Source organism: Thioclava sp. ES.031 (genome assembly GCF_002563775.1).
Taxonomy (GTDB): Bacteria; Pseudomonadota; Alphaproteobacteria; order Rhodobacterales; family Rhodobacteraceae; genus Thioclava.
Genome location: NZ_PDJO01000001.1, coordinates 2,907,397 through 2,925,453, shown reverse-complemented (window position 1 = coordinate 2,925,453; position 18,057 = coordinate 2,907,397). Strand labels below are relative to the sequence as shown.

Here is an 18,057-nt window from a genome sequence, read left to right as displayed (position 1 = left end):
TGTCTATGGGGGTCAGCTCTCGGAGAGCGCGACCTTCATGTCCTTGACCTCGTAGATCACGTCACCGTCGGCCTCGACGATCCCGTCGGCGACACCCATGGTCAGGCGACGGGTCTGAATGGCCTTGGTGAAATCGACCTTGTAGGTCAGCATTTTACGATCGGGGCGGACCATGCCGGTGAGCTTAACTTCGCCCACGCCAAGCGCATAGCCGCGACCCTGCCAGCCACGCCACCCGAGGTTGAAGCCGGTAAGCTGCCACAACCCGTCGAGGCCGAGGCAGCCCGGCATGATCGGATTGCCGGGGAAATGGCATTCGAAGAACCACAGGTCGGGGGTGATGTCGAACTCGGCGACAACGTGGCCCTTGCCGTGCTTGCCGCCATCGCCCGAGATGTCGGTGATGCGGTCCATCATCAGCATCGGCGGCGCCGGAAGCTGTGCATTGCCGGGGCCAAACAGCTCCCCGCGTGCACATTTCAGAAGATCTTCTTTCCCGAAGCTCGTCGGAAACCCAGCCATCGGCGCTCCTTCCCGGTTTTGGCGTGCTTTTGCATCCCTCTATCACCGCGTGGCCGCGTGGCGCAAGGGCGACGGTGACAGGCCGCGCCCCTGCGCGGTTGCATTGAAACCTGAGTGGAAAAGTCTCATATAGGTACCGAGGAGACATGACATGGCTGTGACGAATTCGACCGAACAGCGCCGCGGGCAGGACTGGCTGAGCCGTGGCGGGCTGCGCCCCACCCGTCAGCGACTGGCGCTGGCCACATTGCTCGTGGGCGATGGGGAAAATCGTCATGTCACGGCCGAAAGCCTATATGCGGCCGCCTGCGATGCGGGCGAGAAAGTCTCGCTCGCAACCGTCTACAACACGCTCAAGGCGTTCTGCGACGCCGGGCTGATGCATGAGATAACGGTCGATGGCGCGCGCAGCTATTTCGACACGCGCATGGACGATCACCCGCACTTCTTCTGGGAAGACGACAACCGCTTGTCGGATGCCCCGGCCGAGGAGTTGAAGCTCGCCTCGATCCCGCAGGCCCCCGAAGGCGCCGAGATCACCCGCGTCGACGTGGTGATCCGCGTCCGCAAGGCCTGATTGCCGCTTCCTCTTGGCGAAAATATCCCGGGGTGAATGGCCGTAGGCCAAAGGGGCAGAGCCCCTCGATACGTCAGTCTTGTCGCCCTCCGGCGACGGGGGGCAGAGCCCCCGAACCTCACGGCAGGATCGCGAGCCAGCCCCAGATCGTCAGAATCGACAGCGCCGTTGCGATCAGCACGGCAGAGGCTGCGACTCTGCGCGCCACCCCGTAGATATTCGCGAAGAGATAGGCGTTGACCCCCGGCGCCATCGCCGCCGTCAGCGTGGCCGAACGCAGCGCGGTCGTGTCCACCTTGAAGGCGAAATGCGCGAGCCCATAGGTGATCGCCGGATGCAGCATCAGCGACAGGCCCGTGACCATCGCGATGGCCTTCGCATCGCCCTCGGGACGATAGCGATAGAGCACGCCGCCCAGCCCGAACAGCGCCGCAGGCAGCGCCGCGCGCGCCATCATGTCCATCCCCTCGCGGATCGGATGGGGCAGGGGCTGGCCGGTCAGCGTGGTGAGAATCTTGATCGCAAAGCCCGTCAGGATACCGATCACCAGCGGGGTCCGCAGCACGCCGATCAGCGCGTTGAGCCCGACGCGCCCAAGCGACGTGCCGGTGCCCGACGAGCGCACCATCTCCATCGCGAGGATGCCGATCGTGTAGAGGAAGGGCGAATGCACCGAGATGATCGCGAAATTGCCCGACAGCGCATCGGTGCCATAGGCGCGTTCGGTGATCGGCACGCCCAGCAGAAGCGAATTCGAGAACAGGCAGGCAAAGCCGATGGCGACGCTCTCCGGCCCGTTGCGCCCCATCGCGCGCGCGCCGGTGATCCCGATCGCGAAGGAGATCAGCGCGCCTGCGTAGAACGCCGCCATCATCGCCCAGTTATAGCTCTGCGTCAGGTCGAGATTGGCGATCGAGCGCGCCAGAAGCACCGGCACCGCGAAGTTCTGCGCGAAGCGCATCAGCCCGTCGATCGCGCCCTCGGAGAACAACCCGCGCCAGGCCACGACGTAGCCGAAGCCGATCACCAGAAAGACCGGCAGGATGACGTCGATCAGAACGCTCATTAGAGGCCGAAATCCAGAACCATCCCGTCATGGGCAGGGCGAATGTGATCCGGGGTTTCCTCGGCGACCGTGTCGTGGTCGAGGTCGATATGCATGTTGGTCAGTACCGCGCTTGCGGGCTGTGCGCGCTCGATCCATTCCAGCGCGCGGGCCAGATGCGCATGGGTGGGGTGCGGCGTGCGGCGCAGCGCGTCGAGCACCCAGCAATCGAGGCCTTCGAGATAGGCCCAGGCCTCTTCGGGAATGTCCGAGACGTCCGGCAGATAGGCCAGCCCGCCGATCCGGAAGCCGAGCGCGTCGATATTGCCATGCTCGACCTGAAAGGGCTGAAACTCGATCGAGCCGCCCGCACCGGTAATCTGGAAGGGGCGCTCGCGATGGATCGATTTCAGCTCGCAAATCGGTTTGTAATTGCTGTCCGAGGGCTGGACGAAGGCATAGGCGAAGCGGTCCAGAAGGGCGGCCTCGGTATCGGCATCGGCCCAGACGGGCAGGCGGGTGCGCATGTTGAAGACGATCTGGCGCAGATCGTCGAGCCCGTGGACGTGATCGGCATGGCTGTGGGTGTAGACCACCGCATCCAGCTCGCCCACGCCCGCGGTCAGCAGTTGCTGGCGCATGTCGGGCGTGGTGTCGATCAGCACCCGCGTGGTGCCCGACTGGGCGACCCGCTCGACCAGCATCGAACAGCGCAGCCGGTGGTTCTTCGGGTTCGCCGGGTCGCAGTCGCCCCAATTGTTGCCGATGCGCGGCACGCCCCCCGAGGAGCCGCAGCCGAGGATCGTGAAGCGCATCCGACTCATGCAGCGATGCTCCCCCGCTCGCCATGCTCGGCGGCTTTCCAGAACAGGCGGTCGAAATTGGCCTGCGTCGCGGCGGCGAATTCCTCCAGCGGCAGGCCGAAGACATCGGCGCCGACCTTGGCGGTGTGGGCCGTGTAGGCGGGCTCGTTGCGCTTGCCGCGATAGGGCGGCGGCGCGAGATAGGGGCTGTCGGTTTCCACGAGGATCCGGTCGAGCGGTGCGGCGGCGAAGATGTCGCGCACTTCCTGCGATTTCGGGAAGGTCGCGATGCCGGACATCGACAGGTAAAAGCCCAGATCGACCGAGACCTGCGCGAGGCGCGGCCCCGACGAATAGCAATGCATGACGCAGGAATAGGGCTTGGCCTTCATGCCCTCGGTCAGGATCGCTTCCATGTCCTCGTCGGCATCGCGCGAATGGATGATCAGCGGCAGGCCGGTTTCCTGGGCGGCTTCGATATGCAGGCGCAGCGAGGTTTTCTGAACCTCGGCGCTCTCGGCGGTGTAGTGATAGTCGAGCCCAGTCTCGCCCAGCCCTACGAATTTCGGGTGCTTCGCCAGCGCCACCAGTTCGTCCACCGTGGCCATCGGTTCTTCGGCGACGCTCATCGGGTGCGTGCCTGCCGCGTAGAAGACGCCGCGATGCGCCTCGGCGATGGCACGCACGGAGGGCTCGTTCTTCAGCTTGGTGCAGATCGTCACCATCCGCGTCACCCCGGCGGCATTGGCGCGGGCGATGATGTCGTCGCGCTCACCGTCGAAATCGGGGAAATCGAGATGGCAATGGCTGTCTGTGATCTCGGGCGGGAGGGTCAAAATCGGCTCCTTTCGCGCCGCATCAGGAGGCGGCGGCTGTGATCTCCAAGACGATATCCATCACGAGCGCGGCAGGGTCAAGGTTGACCGCCCGGCCGTGGGCTGCCCGCGCGCCCATGCTCTGATGGAGGGCAGCCCATTTCATCGCTGCCTGATCGTCAGGCGACAATCGTGCGAGAAGCTGCGCCTCGCCGGGGGCCGCCTCGGGATGGGGCGGACCCATGACGCCTGCGCGCGCGGCACGCGACAGAAACAGGTCGATCAGGTTGAGCACGAGGATAAAGCGGTTCTCATTCGCCTTGCCCACGCAGCTTTCGGCCAGCGCCAGCGCGCTCAGACGGTCGAGCCGGGGCAGGGTGCCCATCAGATCGACGAGCTTGGCATAGGTGGTCATGCCGTCCTGATTGATCAGCCGGATCGCGGCGCCGACGGAGCCACCCGACAGCGCGGCCAGCGCGTGGTGGTCGAGCTCCGGCGGCTCGCCTTCCTCTTCGGCGGCGGCGATGGCGGCTTCCATCTGATCAGGCGTGAGCGTGCCCAGACGCAATTCGCGACAGCGCGAGCGGATCGTCGGCAGGAGCCGCGCCGGCTGATGCGCGATCAGCAGGAAGGTCACGCGCGGCGGCGGCTCTTCGAGCAGTTTCAGCACCGCGTTGGCGGCCTGGGTATTCATCTCGTCGGCGGCGTCGATGATCACCACGCGCCGTCCGCCCTCGGCGGCAGACAGATGCAGGAAGGAGCGCAGCTTGCGCACCTCATCGACGCGAATGTCCTGCGACAGCGCGGATTCGGTGGCGTTGGCGCCACGCTTGAGCACGAAGATGCCGGGCTCCGATCCGGCGTGGATGCGGCTGAGCGCCGGGTGGTTCGGATCGGGATCGAGGCTGGTGGGCTGTTCCGGCTCGCCGAACAGGCCCGGCCCGTCGTCCTCGGGCCGTGTCATCAGGAAGCGCGTAATCCGCCAAGCCAGCGTCGCCTTGCCCACGCCGCGCGGCCCGGTCAGCAGCCAGCCGTGATGCAGCCGCCCCATGTTGAACGCGTCGAGGAAATCCTCTTCGGCCCGCGTCTGACCGACCAGACGCAGCGTGTCGCGCGGGTGTCGCGCACCGGGCGCAAGGGTTGGATCGGGAAGGTCGGCGAGGCTCATGGCGGCACTCTAGTTGCGCGCGCGGGCGGTTTCCAGCGGGGTTTTTGCGGAAGGCTGTTGGCGCGGGGCGACCAGCCCCGGGCCGCGCCCGACCCTCCCACCGGGAGGGCGCATTGGCGATGACATCGCAGGCACGCTGGTTTTCCTGGGCTTTAGAGATAAAACGCCAAGCCACCAACGTAGCGAAGCGCCCACCCGAGGGTCTGGCGCCGCCCTTAGCTCTGCAGTTCTGCCTGCACGGCGCTCAGCACATCGGCGGCAATCGCGTCGGCCTCGCGCGCACCGTCGATTACCCGGAAGCGGGGTGCGAATTCCTCGGCCAAGGACAGGAAACCCGCGCGCATCTTTTCCTGCAACCCGACGCCGAAATCCTCGAACCGCTCCTCGGTGCCCTGACGCCCCTTGGCGCGGGCGAGGCCGGTGGCCGGGTCGATGTCGATCAGGACGGTCAGGTCCGGCTCGCGCCCGATCATCAGGGTGTGCAGCTGATCGACCACGGCGCGCAGATTGCCGCGCGAGAGGCCCTGATACATCCGGGTCGAATCCGCGAAACGGTCGCAGATCACCACTTTGCCAGCGGCGAGCGCCGGTTCGATCACACGCTCCAGATGGTCGCGGCGTGCGGCGGTGAACAGAAGGATCTCGGTCTCTGCGGACCAGCGGTCGGGATCGCCCTCAAGCACCAGACGACGGATTTCCTCGGCCCCCGGGGAGCCGCCGGGTTCGCGTGTCAGAACGACCTCGCGCCCCGCGTCCCGCAGGGTTTCGGCCAGCATCCGCGCCTGTGTGGATTTACCCGATCCGTCGATCCCCTCGAAGCTGATGAACATGCGCGCTTAGCTGTTCACCCGTTCCATCGCGGCCTCGAACGCCTTGCCCGACAGCCGCGCCAGCGCCGCTTTCACGCGCACGACAAAGCCGCCTTTCTTGACGTCCTCGGTGGCGACGAGCGGCACTTCATTGGCATTGTCGAGGCCCGGCACGGTGATCACCAGCTTGCCGACTTCCTGACCTTGCTTGATCGGGGCCTGCAGCGGGCCTTTGAACACGGCCTCGGCGGTCACCTTGTCCTTCGCGCCCGCAGGGACCAGCAGCGACAGATCGGTTTTCGGCGCAAGGCCGACGGTCGATTTGCCGCCCAGCCAGACCGGCGCTTCGGCGAGCTGGGTGCCCGCCTTCGCGACGTCCTTCATCACGAACTGACGGAAGGCCCAGTTCGCGACCGCTTCGCCTTCCGACCGGCGCGCCTGCTCGGAGGGCATGCCTGCCAGCACGAAGACGATGCGGCGCTCGCCCATCACGGCGGAGCCCACGAGACCGTAGCCCGCTTCCTGCGTGTGGCCGGTCTTCATGCCATCGGCCTTCCAGTCGGCGGCGCGGATGTCCAGCAGCGGATTGCGGTTCTCGGCATTGGCCGGGGCGCGGTCCTTGTAGTTGAAATGGGTCTCGCTGAAGAAGTGATAATATTGCGGGAAATGGGTGATGATCCGGCTTGCGACGATGCCGAGATCATGGACCGACATGCGCTGGCCGGGGTCGGGCCAGCCGTTCGAGTTGGCGAACATCGAGTTCTTCATGCCCAGCTCATGCGCGCGCTCGGTCATCAGATCGGCGAAGGAGGACTCGGAGCCCGCCAGCCCCTCGGCCACCACGACGCAGGCGTCGTTGCCCGAGTTGATGATGATGCCCTGGATCAGGTCGCGCACGGTAGGCCGATCGGTCGTGTTGAGGAACATCGTCGAGCCGCCCATCGACTGCGCATGTTCCGAGACCGGGAAGGTCGTGTCCATCGTGACCCGGCCATCTTCCAGCGCCTCGAACAGCAGATCGAGCGTCATCAGTTTCGACATCGAGGCCGGGGGCAGCGGGATATCCGCGTTCTTCGCCATCAGGACGGTCTTGGTCGACAGGTCATAGACCCAAGCCGCATGGGCCTTGGTGTCGAAGGCGGCGGCGGGCAGGGCGAACAGGCAAGCTGCAAGCGTGGCGGCGATCAGGCGAATGAAGGTCATATCTTCTGCGTAGTCCTATTTCGAGACGGGGTAGGCGTCGGGATAGCCCAGCCCGTGAATTTTGGTCTTGAGCGCGTCGAGGTCGGATTTCGTGGGCGCGGGGCCCGCGATCACGCGCCAGAAGGTCTTGGAATGGCTTTGTTCCTTCCTGATCTCGGCGATCACGCCCGCCTTGGCCATCTGGCTCTGGGCGCGTTTCGCATTCGCCTCGACGGAGAAGATGCCGATCTGGATATAGCCTGCGCCGGTGCTCATTTTCGGCGTGCTCGGCTGCGGAGCCGCCGAAGCCACCGGGGCTGCGGGGGCGGGCGCCGGGGCAGGGGCCGCGCCGATTGCGGGCTTGACCGGTTTCGCCGTGGGTTTCGGCGTGCCTTGCGCCTTCGCGATGCCCGCTTCGGCGGTTGCGGTCACCTCGTCGAGCGACTTCTGCTCGACCGTTTCGGGGGCTGCGATCACCGGCTTGTCGACGAGCGGCGCGGGCTTGTCTTCCTTGACCGGCACCGTCTCGCGGCGCAGCGCCACGACGGAGAGCTCGGTCGGCGCGCCCGCCAGCAGCCCCAGCGCATCGGCCGCGTCCGAGCTGACCTGCAGTTTCGGCCCGGGATTGTCGGTCTCGCGCTTGAACAGCGCGCCGATGACGAATTTGCCGTTCGACGGGTTGCGGATGATCACCCGCTCGGGGTCTTTGACGTCCGGATGTGCGACCCAGACGCCGCCCAGCGAGGGACGCCCGTCCCACAGGCCCTTTTCATCGACCGAGAAGACCTGCGGCGCTTCGACGTCGCGCTCGATCATCTTCTGGCCGTTTTCGGTGACGGTCTCGGCGTCGCCGGGGCTTGCGGTCTCGTCCGCAGGTTTCTTCTTGAACATCCCGAACGGGGAGCCGCCGCTTTCCTGACAGCCTGCCAGCGCGATCCCCGCGCCCAGCATCAGGGCAAAGCCCGTCACCCGCTTGCGCGTCATCTTCTTCTGCTCAGTCATCCTGTGCCCCTCTTCGCGCGGTTTGCCCGCCTCTTGCCTGCGCGTCTGCACCGCTTGCGCCATGCGTTACGCGCGATCCTAGCGATTTGCAGAGCCCGTGAAAAGCTGCCCCAACGCCCACGCGCGGAAATCGGCGCGCAAGACTTTCAGAATCGCGTGAAGCGGTCTAAGCGAAGCCGGTCGGAGGAGTGGCAGAGTGGTTTAATGCACCGGTCTTGAAAACCGACGTAGGTGAAAGCCTACCGTGGGTTCGAATCCCACCTCCTCCGCCAGAGCATCGCTTCCATGCCCAAGAACGACCCCGTCGCACGCCGGCGATGCCTCCGTCCGCAGGGGATGATCGCTCACTCTCCGGACATCGCAGCTTCAGGGAAGGCGAGACCTGTCTGAGCATCCGGGTTGCGCTCAATTTGCGGGCAGTCCGCTTTGGGAACAGCTTCAATAACGTGCATGTGTGGGCTCAAGACGGGGGCGGTCACGGCGAAGTCACAAGCCTATTGACAGGTTCGTGAACGATTCCCTAGCGTGAGGTAAGCGCCGAGCAAATGTGCTCGTCATGGCGCGTTGAACCCTCAGATATGTCGGCAATTCCGCCTCCAAAGCAGTTTCTGCTTCTGGGGGTTTTTGTCGTTGGAAGATCGAAAATGACACGTCTCGACCTACAGATCGGCCTGCTTTTCTCGACCACCGGCGCATACGGTAGAGTCGCGCATACGCAGCTCAACGGCGCGCAGCTTGCCTGCGACGAGATCAATGCGGACCCGAGCGCGGCGGTCACTTTCCATCCCATCCATATCGACCCCGAGAGCGATCTGCACAGATACGCGCCGGCGGTTCAGAGCATGTTCGATCGCGGCATCCGTCATATCTGCGGCTGCTACACCTCGTCGAGCCGCAAGGAAGTGATCCCGCTCTTCGAGAAGCATGACGCGCTGTTGTGGTATCCGACGCATTACGAAGGCTTCGAGAGCTCGACCAACGTCATCTATACCGGTGCGGCGCCGAACCATCACATGTCGCCGCTCATCGATTTCCTCTGCGCGCGCTTCGGCCGCCGCGCCTATTGCATCGGCTCGAACTATATCTGGGGCTGGGAAAGCAACCGGGTGATGCGCGAAGAGCTGCAGCGGCGCCGCGGCGAAGTGGTGGCGGAGCGGTATCTGCCGGTCGGCGAGACCGATATGGCCGCCATCATCGAGGAGATCCTCGAGACCAAGCCCGATTTCGTGTTCAACGCGCTGATCGGCGACTCCTCTTACGCGTTCTTCCGGGCCTTCCGCGAGACCTGCGAGGCGCGCGGGATCGAGCAGACCACGCGCTTCCCCATTGCAAGCTGTAACCTGTCGGAGCCCGAGCTTCGCGCGATCGGGCCGGTGGGGGCCGATGGGCAGATCAGCTCCAGCGTCTATTTCTCGTCCCTCGCGGGAGAGCGCAACACGCGCTTCGTCGAGGCCTATGGCAAAGCCTTCCCCGAGGGGCCTGTCGTCTCCGCCGAAGCCGAAGCCGCCTATATCGCCATTCATATGCTCGCGAAATCCATCGCCGATGCGGGCACCGCGTCGGTGGGGGCGGTGCTCGAAGCGGCTGCGGGTCAGGTTTTCGACGCACCGCAGGGCCGGGTCACGATCGACCCCGAAACCTACCATGCCTCGCTCACGCCTCGCATTGGCTTGTCGCGCGCGGATTTCGAGTTCGACATCCTGCTCGAAGCGCCCGAACCCATCGCGGCCGACCCTTACCTCGTGTCCTCGACGACGGCCTTCGAGCCGGCGGAGCGGCGCAGGAACGTGAGGGTGGTTCAATGAAGACACCCCGGATCGCGCAAAACTTCCGCGGCCGCAGGGCCGTCATCTTCACCACCGAGGGCCGCTCGCTGGGTATTCTCGAAGCCACGCTGCGCAGGCTCGGGCTGGAGCCGGATACCCGTCCCCTCCCGCTGCGCCAGGACTTCGAGCTGCCCGAAGATCTCAGCCCGGAGGCCGACCTCGTCATCATCGACGGCGACCTGAACCTGCCGCCTGCATGGCCCGAGAGTTACAATCTGTCGCCCCAGCATGCGCCGTGTCCGACGGTCGGGCTGGTCGGCACGGAAGCGCCGAGCCGTCTCAAGGCGATGCTCCAACTCGGGGCCGCGTCCTTCCTGCAAAAACCGATCCATAGCGGAGCCGTCTATTCCGCTCTCTATCTGGGCGTGAACGCGTTCGAGCAAATCGACGGCCTCAAGGCGAGCCTCGACGATATGGGCGAACGCCGCCGCAAACGGATTTACGTCATCAAGGCTGTCGCTGCGCTCATGCGCCAGCGCGGGCTTAACGAAGATGCCGCATATGACCTTCTGCGAAAGGACAGCATGCGCGCGCGCGTCAGCGTCGAGGACCACTGCGAGTCCCTGATGCTGGCAAACCCGGACAGCGATCTCGATCGCGGTGAAACGAAAAAGAGGTGTCAGGCGCGCTAGCCCAGCAAGGCACCCAGGAAAACCTCAACAAGGAGTTGAAAATGAACAGGAAACTGATCAGCACCGCTTCGGTGCTCGCTACCCTATTGTCTTTTGCCGGCCCTGTGGCGGCTCAGGATGCGGAGCCGATCAAGATCGGTGTGCTCGAAGACCAGTCGGGGGATTTCGCCCTCGCGACCATCGGCAAGGTGCATGGCATCCAGCTGGCCACCAAGGAAATCAACGACGCGGGCGGCATCGCCGGTCGTCCGATCGAACTGGTGACCTACGACACCCAGTCGGACAACACGCGCTATCAGGAATTCATGCGCCGCGTGCTGCAGCGCGACAAGGTGGACGTGGTCTTCGCGGGCTTCTCCTCGGCCTCGCGTGAAGCTTACCGTCCGATCGTCAACCAGTTCGACGGGCTGGCCTTCTACAACAACCAGTATGAAGGCGGCGTCTGCGACGCGAACATGATCGTCACCGGCGCGGTGCCGGAGCAGCAGTTCTCGACGCTGATCCCCTACATGATGGAGAAGTACGGCAAGAACGTCTACACGATCGCCGCCGACTACAACTTCGGCCAGATCTCGGCCGAATGGGTGCGCAACATCGTCAAGGACAATGGCGGCGAGATGGTGGGCGAAGAGTTCATCCCGCTCGGCGTGTCGCAGTTCTCGCAGACCATCCAGAACATCCAGGCCGCCAAGCCCGACTTCGTGGTGACGCTGCTCGTGGGCACGGCGCAGTCGTCCTATTACGAGCAGGCCGGTTCGGCGAATGTCGACCTGCCGATGGCGTCCTCGGTGAACGTGGGTCAGGGCTACGAGCATAAGCGCTTCACGCCCCCGAGCCTGAAGGACATGTATGCGACGGTGAACTATGTCGAGGAAATCGACACGCCGGAAAGCAAGGCCTTCGTCGAGAAGTTCCACGCGATGTTCCCCGACGAGCCCTACATCAACCAGGAAGCCGAGAACTCCTACGCGGCGGTCTATCTCTACAAGGAGATGGTCGAGAAAGCCGGCGGCTCCACCGCTCTGGAAGATGTGCGCGCCACGCTCGCCGATGGCAACCTGTGCTACGACGCGCCCGAGGGTGAGATGTGCATCGATCCGAAGAGCCAGCACACCTCGCACACGATCTATCTGGCCCATGTGCTGGAAGATCACTCGATCGAGTTCCCGAAGAAATGGGATGACATCAAGCCCTACTGGCTGGGCGATGTCGGCTGCGATCTGACCCAGAACGATCCGAGCGACCAGTACACCCCGTCGCACCTGCCGACGGAGTAATCCGACGCATCGCGGATGCGGGGCCCCTTGGCTCCGCATCCGTCCCCTCCCGGATTTTCCTGCCCGGATTTCCCTGAACGACGGCCACCAAGAAAGGGACGGTCTATGGAGTTCCTCTACTCTCTTTTCAGCTTCTTCTACCAGTTCGGAGACGCGTTCGCCTTCCTCGTGCTCAGCGCCTGCGGCCTCGCGGTGATCTTCGGCATGATGGGCGTGATCAACCTCGCGCATGGCGAGTTCATCCTCTGCGGCGCCTATGTCTCGACGAGCGCCACCCATATGGGCGTGCCCCTTCCGATCGCGATCGCGCTGGGCTCTCTGGCCGCCGGTATCGCCGGGATGATCGTCGAGGTCGTGGTGATCCGACCGCTCTACAAACGTCCCCTCGATACGATCGTGGCTACCTGGGGGATCTCGATGATCGTCACCCAAGGCACGCTGATCGTGCTGGGCACGACGATGGCGGGCAGCGGCACGCCCTTCGGCAGCTTCACCGTCGGCGACTATTCCTATTCGATCTACCGCATCGTGCTCGTGGTAATGGCGCTCGCGACGCTGGCCGCGCTGTGGCTGATGTTTACCAAGACGCGCTTCGGCATCCTTGCCCGCGCCACGATCCAGGTGCCGCATGTGGCCGAGGCGCTCGGGGTCAACACCAACCTGATCTACAGCCTGACCTTCGGTCTGGGCGCGGCGCTCGCGGGGCTTGCCGGTGGGCTTTACGCGCCGACGATGACGCTCGTGCCGACGATGGGGGCCGCCTTCATGGTCGAGGCTTTCGTGACCGTCGTTGTGGGCGGCGCAGACATCTTCCTCGGGACGGCGCCTGCCGCGGTCGTGCTTGGCTTCATCAAAGCGTCGCTGACCTCCTGGCAGGGCCAGCTTGCCGGTCAGATCGGCATGCTCATCGCCGTCATCATCGTGATCCGCATCCTGCCGCGCGGCATCAGCGGCAAGATCCTGAAAGAAAGGGCCTGACGTGAGCAGCGCATCCCGTTTCACTTCCATTCTGAAGCTCATCGAGGGGCCGCAAACCCTCGGCAAGGGACCGAAATTCTGGTCGGGCTTCAGCGTCGTCCTGCTGGCCGCCTGCGCCTATCCGTTCTTCGCGGACAGCTATGACGTCGGCAATAACGTCTACTTCTTCAACTGGCTCTTCATGGCGATGGGGCTCAGCCTGATCTGGGGCTATGGCGGGGCGCTCAGCTTCGGCCAGACCGCCTTCTTCGGGGTCGCGGGCTACGCCTACGGGGTCCTGACGATCAACCTCGGCGACGCCTACGGCCTGACGCTGCTCTCGCTCGTGCTGGCGGTTGGCCTGAGCGCACTCTTCGCAGCGATCCTTGGCTACTTCCTGTTCTTCGGGCGCATCAGCGGCGTGTTCCTCGGCATCGTGACGCTCTCGGTGACGCTGGTGCTCGAGCGCTTCATGGCGCAGACGGCGGGGCCGGAATGGGCGATCGGCAAGGCGCGTCTGAACGGCTTCAACGGCATGGGCGCGATGCCCTCGCTGACGATCCCGTGGCCGGGCGGCAATATCGTGCTCTATCCGGACGTGACCCTCTATTACGTCACGCTGGTGCTGCTGCTGGTCTGCTATCTCGGCCTGCGCATCCTCGTGAATTCGCGCTTCGGCAATGTCATCGTGGCGATCCGCGAGAACCCGATGCGCGCCGAGATGCTGGGCTATGACGTGCGCAAGTATCAGCTTGCGACCTTCGTGATCGGCTCCGCGCTCGCGGGCCTCTCGGGTGTGCTCTACACCTCCTGGGGCAACTACATCACGCCTGCCTCGATGGGGATGACGGCGGCCTCGCTGCCCATCGTCTGGGTCGCGGTCGGCGGACGCACGGACCTCACCACCACGGTCATCGGCACGCTCGCGGTGCTCATGGTGTTCCAGTCGCTCACGATCTACGGCAGCCAATATGCGCTGATCGTGATGGGAACGCTGCTGGTGATCACCGTCCTGATCGCCCCGCGTGGCATCGTCATCGCGCTGCTCTCGCCCTTCATGCGCCGGAAATCCAAACTGGAAGGAGAGCGGTGATGGCCATTCTCGAAACACGCCAGCTCAACAAGCATTTCGGCGGGCTCCACGTCACGGGCAATGTCGATTTCGCGCTTCAGCCCGGAGAGATGCATTGCCTGATCGGCCCCAACGGGGCGGGCAAGAGCACCTTCTTCAAGCTGATCCTGGGCGAACATCTGCCCGATAGCGGAGAGATCCTCTATGACGGCGAGGAGATCACCCGCGCGAAACCCTTCGAGCGCATCCGCAAGGGGATCAGCGTGAAGTTCCAGGTGCCCGGCATCTTCAAGGAGCTGAGCGTCCAGCAGAACCTGACGATCGCGCTTCAGCACCATGTCGCGCCCGAGATCCTGCAAGAGGAGATCGACCGGCTGCTGGAGTTCCTCAAACTCTCGCAGGATCGCAAGCAGCTCGCCGGCAATCTCAGCCACGGGCAGAAACAGTGGCTGGAGATCGGCATGGCGGTAGCGCTGAAACCGCGCCTGCTGCTGCTGGACGAGCCGACCGCCGGGATGACGCCCGACGAGACCTTCGCCACCGGCGAGATGCTTCAGGAGCTCAACCGCGAGGGCATGACCCTGCTGGCGGTGGAGCACGACATGGCCTTCGTGCGCCAGATCGCCCACCAGGTCACGGTGCTCCATTTCGGCAAGATTTTCGCGCAGGGCACCATCGACGAGATCGTCGCCGATGAACGTGTCGCCGCCATCTATCTGGGAGAAGTCGATGCGTAAGGAAGTCCTTCTCGACGTGATCGAACTCAATGCGGGCTACGGCGGCAAGCCGGTGCTGCAAGGCGTCGATTTTCAGGTCCGCGAGGGCGAGATCGTCGCCGTGATCGGGCGCAACGGGGTCGGCAAATCGACCCTGATGAAAACGCTGATCGGGCTGTTGTCGACCGACAAGGGCTCGATCAACCTCGACGGCGCGTCGATCGACCTGCTCTCGGCGCATAAACGGGCGCGCAAGGGCATCGGCTATGTGCCGCAAGGCCGCGACGTCTTCCCGCGCATGACCGTGCTGGAAAACCTGCTCGTCGGCGAAAGCATCGCGGGCAAGTCCACACCGGGCAAGGTCGACGAGATCTTCCGCTATTTCCCGATCCTCAAGGAGCGCGCCGATCAACGCGCGGGAACGATGTCGGGCGGTCAGCAGCAGCAGCTCGCCATCGGGCGCGTGCTGATGGGCGATCCGTCGATGATCCTGCTCGACGAGCCGTCCGAGGGGATCCAGCCGAACATCGTGCAGGACATCGCGCGCATCATGGTCGAGCTGAACCGCGAGACCGGCGTGACCGTCGTCTTCGTGGAGCAGAATGTCGACATGATCCGGGCGATGGCGCAGCGCTGCTACGTCATGGACAAGGGCCGGATCGTCGCCGAGCTCGACCGCGAGATGCTGCAGGACCGCGACACGATCCGACGATACCTGTCGGTCTGATCTCCCCGGAACAATCATGGAATTTGCAAGTAAAAGGAGCAACTTATGAGCTGGTTTGAAGAATCCATCATGGCGCGCAAGGGCGTGGCGAAAGGTCAGACCCTCGAGAAACGCACGATCACCGAGGAAGAGCAGGGAAGCTATCCCTACATCTACACCGCCGGGATCGAGCCGGTCCTGACCGTCGATCCGGGCACCGTCGTCAGCGCCGAGACCCACGACGCGTTCGAAGGCGCGATCAAGTCGGAGACCGACAAGCCGACCGAGATCCTGAACTTCCCGTTCCTGAACCCGCAAAACGGCCCGATCTACGTCAACGGCGCCGAGAAGGGCGACACGATCGCGGTCTATATCGAGAGCATCGTGCCGCGCGGGCCGCAGCCGCGGGGGACCACGGTGATCATGCCCGAATTCGGCGGTCTGGTTCCCACCTTCGAGACCGCGCTCCTGACTGCGCCGCTGCCCGAGGTGGTGCGCAAGCTCGACATCACCGTCGAGGAGGGCACGAAGTGGAACGACAAGATCAGCCTGCCTTACGAGCCCTTCATCGGCACGATCGGCACGGCTCCGATTGCCGAGGCGATCTCCTCGCTGGTGCCGGATTATTACGGCGGCAACATGGACCTTCCCGATGTCGCACCGGGCGCGGTCGTCTATCTGCCGGTGCAGACCGAGGGCGGGTATCTGTTCCTCGGGGATTGCCACGCAGCCCAGGGCGACGGTGAGCTTTGCGGCGTCGCGGTCGAGCACCCGACCGTCACCACCGTGCGCATCGACCTGATCAAGAACTGGACGATCAGCACGCCGCGTCTGGAGAACGAAGAGTTCTACATGACGGTCGGCTCGGCACGCCCGATGGAAGACGCTGCGCGCGGCGCTTACCGCGAGCTGATCCGCTGGATGGCCGCCGATTTCGGCTTCGACGAGATCGACGCCTATATGCTGCTGACCCAATGCGGGCGCGTGCGCCTCGGCAACATGGTCGACCCGAAATACACGGTCGGGGCCTCGGTCCTGAAGTCGATCGTCGGCATCGCTGAATGAGCTTAGGGCCGCGCCCCTATCCCTTGTTGCGCGGTCTTTAACCTGTCGCCTCTGCCTTGGAGGGCAGCTTCTTGGGTGGAGGCGACCTTTTTCTTCCCGGCTTCGACCGTCCCTGCGGCCTCAGCGGTTCGCGCCACGGGTCGAGCTTCGTCACTTTCGATCCACCCCGCCCGGCTCCGGCTCGGGCGATGGCGGCACCATGCCCGCCAAACGGAAAAGGAGTCTCTCATGTCCGCTCAAACGAAACCCGATCTGCCCGATCTCGGAACGCTCACCGTCGCCGCCGTTCAGGAGGGGCTGGCCTCGGGGACGTTCACCGCAGAGGCGCTGACCGAAGCCTGCATCGCTCAGGTCAAGGCGCTGAACGGCAAATACAACGCGATCATCTTCGAGAATGACGCAGCCCTCGAAACCGCCCGCGACATCGACCGGCGGCGCGCTGCGGGCGAGGCGCTGGGGCCGCTGGCCGGGGTGCCGATCGTCGTGAAGGATCCGATGGATATGGCGGGCATCCCCACCACGGCGGGCTGGCGGCTGCTCTATTCCGGGACGGGCGGCGTCGACCTGATGCCCGAACGCGACAGCCCCGTGGTGGCCCGGATGCGCGCGGCCGATGCGGTGATCCTCGGCAAGACCAACGTGCCGATCCTCAGCTGGACCGGAACGCATGCCAATGACAGCTGGGCCGGTCCCACGATCAACCCCGCGATCGAGGACCGCGCGCCGGGCGGGTCGAGCGCGGGCACCGCGGCGGCGGTCGCCACCCATATGTGCGTCATGGGCCTGGCCGAGGAAACCGGCGGCTCGATCCAGAACCCGGCCTCGGCGCAGGGGCTGGTGGGCATCAAGCCGACCATCGGGCTGGTGCCGAATGCCGGTGTCGTGCCGCTGTCGGGCAATCGCGACGTGGTTGGGCCGATCGCCCGCACTGTCACCGATGCCGCCCTCGGCCTCGATGTGCTGGCGGGGTTCACCACCGAAGATCCCAAGACGCTCGCCAGCGTCGACAAGATCCCCGAAGGCGGCTACGCCTCGGGCCTGTCGAAGGACGGCCTGAAGGGCAAGCGGCTCGGGCTTTACGGGCCGGGCTGGCGGAAGAACGAACTCTCCCACGAGGCGGCGGATCTTTACGATCGCGCGAAGAGCGAGCTTGAAGAGCTGGGGGCGGTTCTGGTCGAGGATCCCTTCGCAGGCACCGATTTCGCAAGCTATCGCGAGATCACGCCGGGCACGCCTTTCTTCGACGGGCGCGGGCTGGAATCCATCCCCTATGACATGACGAAATATCTCGAACGGCTGGGCCCGAATGCGGCGATCAAGACGTGGGAGGAGTTCGTCGAGGCCACGAAGGAGGAAAACGTGCTCGCGAAGGGGGCGATCCTCGGCTTCCTCAACGAGCTGCCCGATTTCGTCGAGGCGGTGAAATCCCCGACTACGCCGCCCGCGCTGCCCGCGTTCACGGCCTTGAAGCGGACCTATCTGCTGCTGATGGAGGAAGTCTTCGCCCGGCACGAACTGGACGCGCTCGTCTATCCGCAGATGCTCTGCGAGCTGCCGGGCCTGCATTCGGGCGACGCGATCCTCGAGACCACCGTCGGGGAGCTGAACATCGCGGGCATTCCGGGCGTCACCGTGCCCGCGGGCTACTACGCCTCCGGCGCGCCGTTCGAACTGATTTTCCTCGGCCAGCAGTGGAGCGAGCACGCCTTGATCCAATGCGCCTATGCCTATGAGCAGGGCACGCTGCACCGCAAACCTGCGGTCTGATCGGGGCCAATCGGCGTCACAGCATCACGTGGCCGTTGCGGAGTGAACTCGGCTTTTGCCCGAGCGCACACCGCAGCGGCCCTTTTGTTCTGTGCCTGACGAAGATCAAGGCGCGG

18 protein-coding genes and 1 tRNA gene are annotated in these 18,057 nt (G+C 64.6%); 11 read left to right on the top strand and 8 right to left on the bottom strand.

What is annotated here, in order from left to right:
* Positions 1–12 precede the first annotated feature (12 nt).
* Entirely contained in the window at positions 13–522 is a 510-nt protein-coding gene (gene fabA / locus AXZ77_RS13965; protein ID WP_078520236.1) for a bifunctional 3-hydroxydecanoyl-ACP dehydratase/trans-2-decenoyl-ACP isomerase, read from the bottom strand.
* Between the two features lie 151 nt (positions 523–673).
* On the opposite strand from fabA, the gene irrA reads away from it, so the two are divergent.
* Complete coding sequence (irrA, locus tag AXZ77_RS13960; protein ID WP_078520235.1) at positions 674–1,099, top strand: iron response transcriptional regulator IrrA; 426 nt, start codon at positions 674–676, stop codon at positions 1,097–1,099.
* 118 nt (positions 1,100–1,217) lie between these two features.
* Here the strand turns inward: irrA and AXZ77_RS13955 are convergent, their stop codons facing one another.
* From AXZ77_RS13955 to AXZ77_RS13925, 7 genes are all read right to left on the bottom strand, one after another.
* A complete protein-coding gene (locus tag AXZ77_RS13955; RefSeq protein ID WP_078601658.1) occupies positions 1,218–2,165 on the bottom strand; it encodes an AEC family transporter in 948 nt (315 codons plus the stop codon).
* Positions 2,165–2,968 carry an MBL fold metallo-hydrolase gene (locus AXZ77_RS13950; RefSeq protein WP_098411609.1) on the bottom strand — a complete coding sequence of 268 codons (804 nt, stop codon included), beginning with the start codon at positions 2,966–2,968 and terminating at the stop codon, positions 2,165–2,167. Before AXZ77_RS13950 ends, AXZ77_RS13955 begins: the two co-directional genes overlap by 1 nt.
* The gene (locus AXZ77_RS13945) at positions 2,965–3,783 is read right to left on the bottom strand and encodes a TatD family hydrolase (protein WP_098411608.1); all 819 of its coding nucleotides are present in this window, start codon (positions 3,781–3,783) and stop codon (positions 2,965–2,967) included. The genes AXZ77_RS13950 and AXZ77_RS13945 overlap by 4 nt, the downstream gene beginning before the upstream one ends.
* A 22-nt stretch (positions 3,784–3,805) precedes the next feature.
* The gene (locus AXZ77_RS13940) at positions 3,806–4,930 is read right to left on the bottom strand and encodes a DNA polymerase III subunit delta' (protein WP_098411607.1); all 1,125 of its coding nucleotides are present in this window, start codon (positions 4,928–4,930) and stop codon (positions 3,806–3,808) included.
* A 215-nt stretch (positions 4,931–5,145) separates the two neighbouring features.
* Positions 5,146–5,760 carry a dTMP kinase gene (gene tmk / locus AXZ77_RS13935; protein ID WP_098411606.1) on the bottom strand — a complete coding sequence of 205 codons (615 nt, stop codon included), beginning with the start codon at positions 5,758–5,760 and terminating at the stop codon, positions 5,146–5,148.
* Positions 5,761–5,766: 6 nt separating this feature from the next.
* Complete coding sequence (locus tag AXZ77_RS13930) at positions 5,767–6,942, bottom strand: D-alanyl-D-alanine carboxypeptidase family protein (RefSeq protein WP_098411605.1); 1,176 nt, start codon at positions 6,940–6,942, stop codon at positions 5,767–5,769.
* A 15-nt stretch (positions 6,943–6,957) separates the two neighbouring features.
* A complete protein-coding gene (locus AXZ77_RS13925; RefSeq protein WP_255266510.1) occupies positions 6,958–7,923 on the bottom strand; it encodes an SPOR domain-containing protein in 966 nt (321 codons plus the stop codon).
* Positions 7,924–8,105: 182 nt separating this feature from the next.
* On the opposite strand from AXZ77_RS13925, the gene AXZ77_RS13920 reads away from it, so the two are divergent.
* The 10 genes from AXZ77_RS13920 to AXZ77_RS13875 all read left to right on the top strand — a co-directional run bounded on the left by AXZ77_RS13920 (position 8,106) and on the right by AXZ77_RS13875 (position 17,941).
* Positions 8,106–8,195: transfer RNA gene (locus AXZ77_RS13920), tRNA-Ser, on the top strand.
* A gap of 372 nt (positions 8,196–8,567) precedes the next feature.
* Positions 8,568–9,728: a transporter substrate-binding domain-containing protein gene (locus AXZ77_RS13915; RefSeq protein ID WP_098411604.1), complete on the top strand. Its 1,161-nt coding sequence runs from the start codon at positions 8,568–8,570 to the stop codon at positions 9,726–9,728.
* On the top strand, positions 9,725–10,381 hold the full coding sequence (locus AXZ77_RS13910; RefSeq protein ID WP_098411603.1) for an ANTAR domain-containing response regulator: 657 nt from the start codon (positions 9,725–9,727) through the stop codon (positions 10,379–10,381). The genes AXZ77_RS13915 and AXZ77_RS13910 overlap by 4 nt, the downstream gene beginning before the upstream one ends.
* Positions 10,382–10,422: 41 nt before the next feature.
* A complete protein-coding gene (locus AXZ77_RS13905; RefSeq protein ID WP_098411602.1) occupies positions 10,423–11,658 on the top strand; it encodes an urea ABC transporter substrate-binding protein in 1,236 nt (411 codons plus the stop codon).
* A 105-nt stretch (positions 11,659–11,763) separates the two neighbouring features.
* A complete protein-coding gene (locus AXZ77_RS13900; RefSeq protein ID WP_078520226.1) occupies positions 11,764–12,636 on the top strand; it encodes a branched-chain amino acid ABC transporter permease in 873 nt (290 codons plus the stop codon).
* A gap of 1 nt (position 12,637) precedes the next feature.
* On the top strand, positions 12,638–13,708 hold the full coding sequence (locus tag AXZ77_RS13895) for an ABC transporter permease (protein WP_098411601.1): 1,071 nt from the start codon (positions 12,638–12,640) through the stop codon (positions 13,706–13,708).
* The gene (locus tag AXZ77_RS13890) at positions 13,708–14,424 is read left to right on the top strand and encodes an ABC transporter ATP-binding protein (RefSeq protein WP_038079765.1); all 717 of its coding nucleotides are present in this window, start codon (positions 13,708–13,710) and stop codon (positions 14,422–14,424) included. Before AXZ77_RS13895 ends, AXZ77_RS13890 begins: the two co-directional genes overlap by 1 nt.
* Positions 14,417–15,130: an ABC transporter ATP-binding protein gene (locus AXZ77_RS13885; protein ID WP_078541793.1), complete on the top strand. Its 714-nt coding sequence runs from the start codon at positions 14,417–14,419 to the stop codon at positions 15,128–15,130. Before AXZ77_RS13890 ends, AXZ77_RS13885 begins: the two co-directional genes overlap by 8 nt.
* A gap of 45 nt (positions 15,131–15,175) precedes the next feature.
* A complete protein-coding gene (locus AXZ77_RS13880; RefSeq protein WP_078570139.1) occupies positions 15,176–16,174 on the top strand; it encodes an acetamidase/formamidase family protein in 999 nt (332 codons plus the stop codon).
* A gap of 228 nt (positions 16,175–16,402) precedes the next feature.
* Positions 16,403–17,941: an amidase gene (locus AXZ77_RS13875; RefSeq protein ID WP_098411600.1), complete on the top strand. Its 1,539-nt coding sequence runs from the start codon at positions 16,403–16,405 to the stop codon at positions 17,939–17,941.
* The last annotated feature ends 116 nt before the right edge of the window (positions 17,942–18,057 follow it).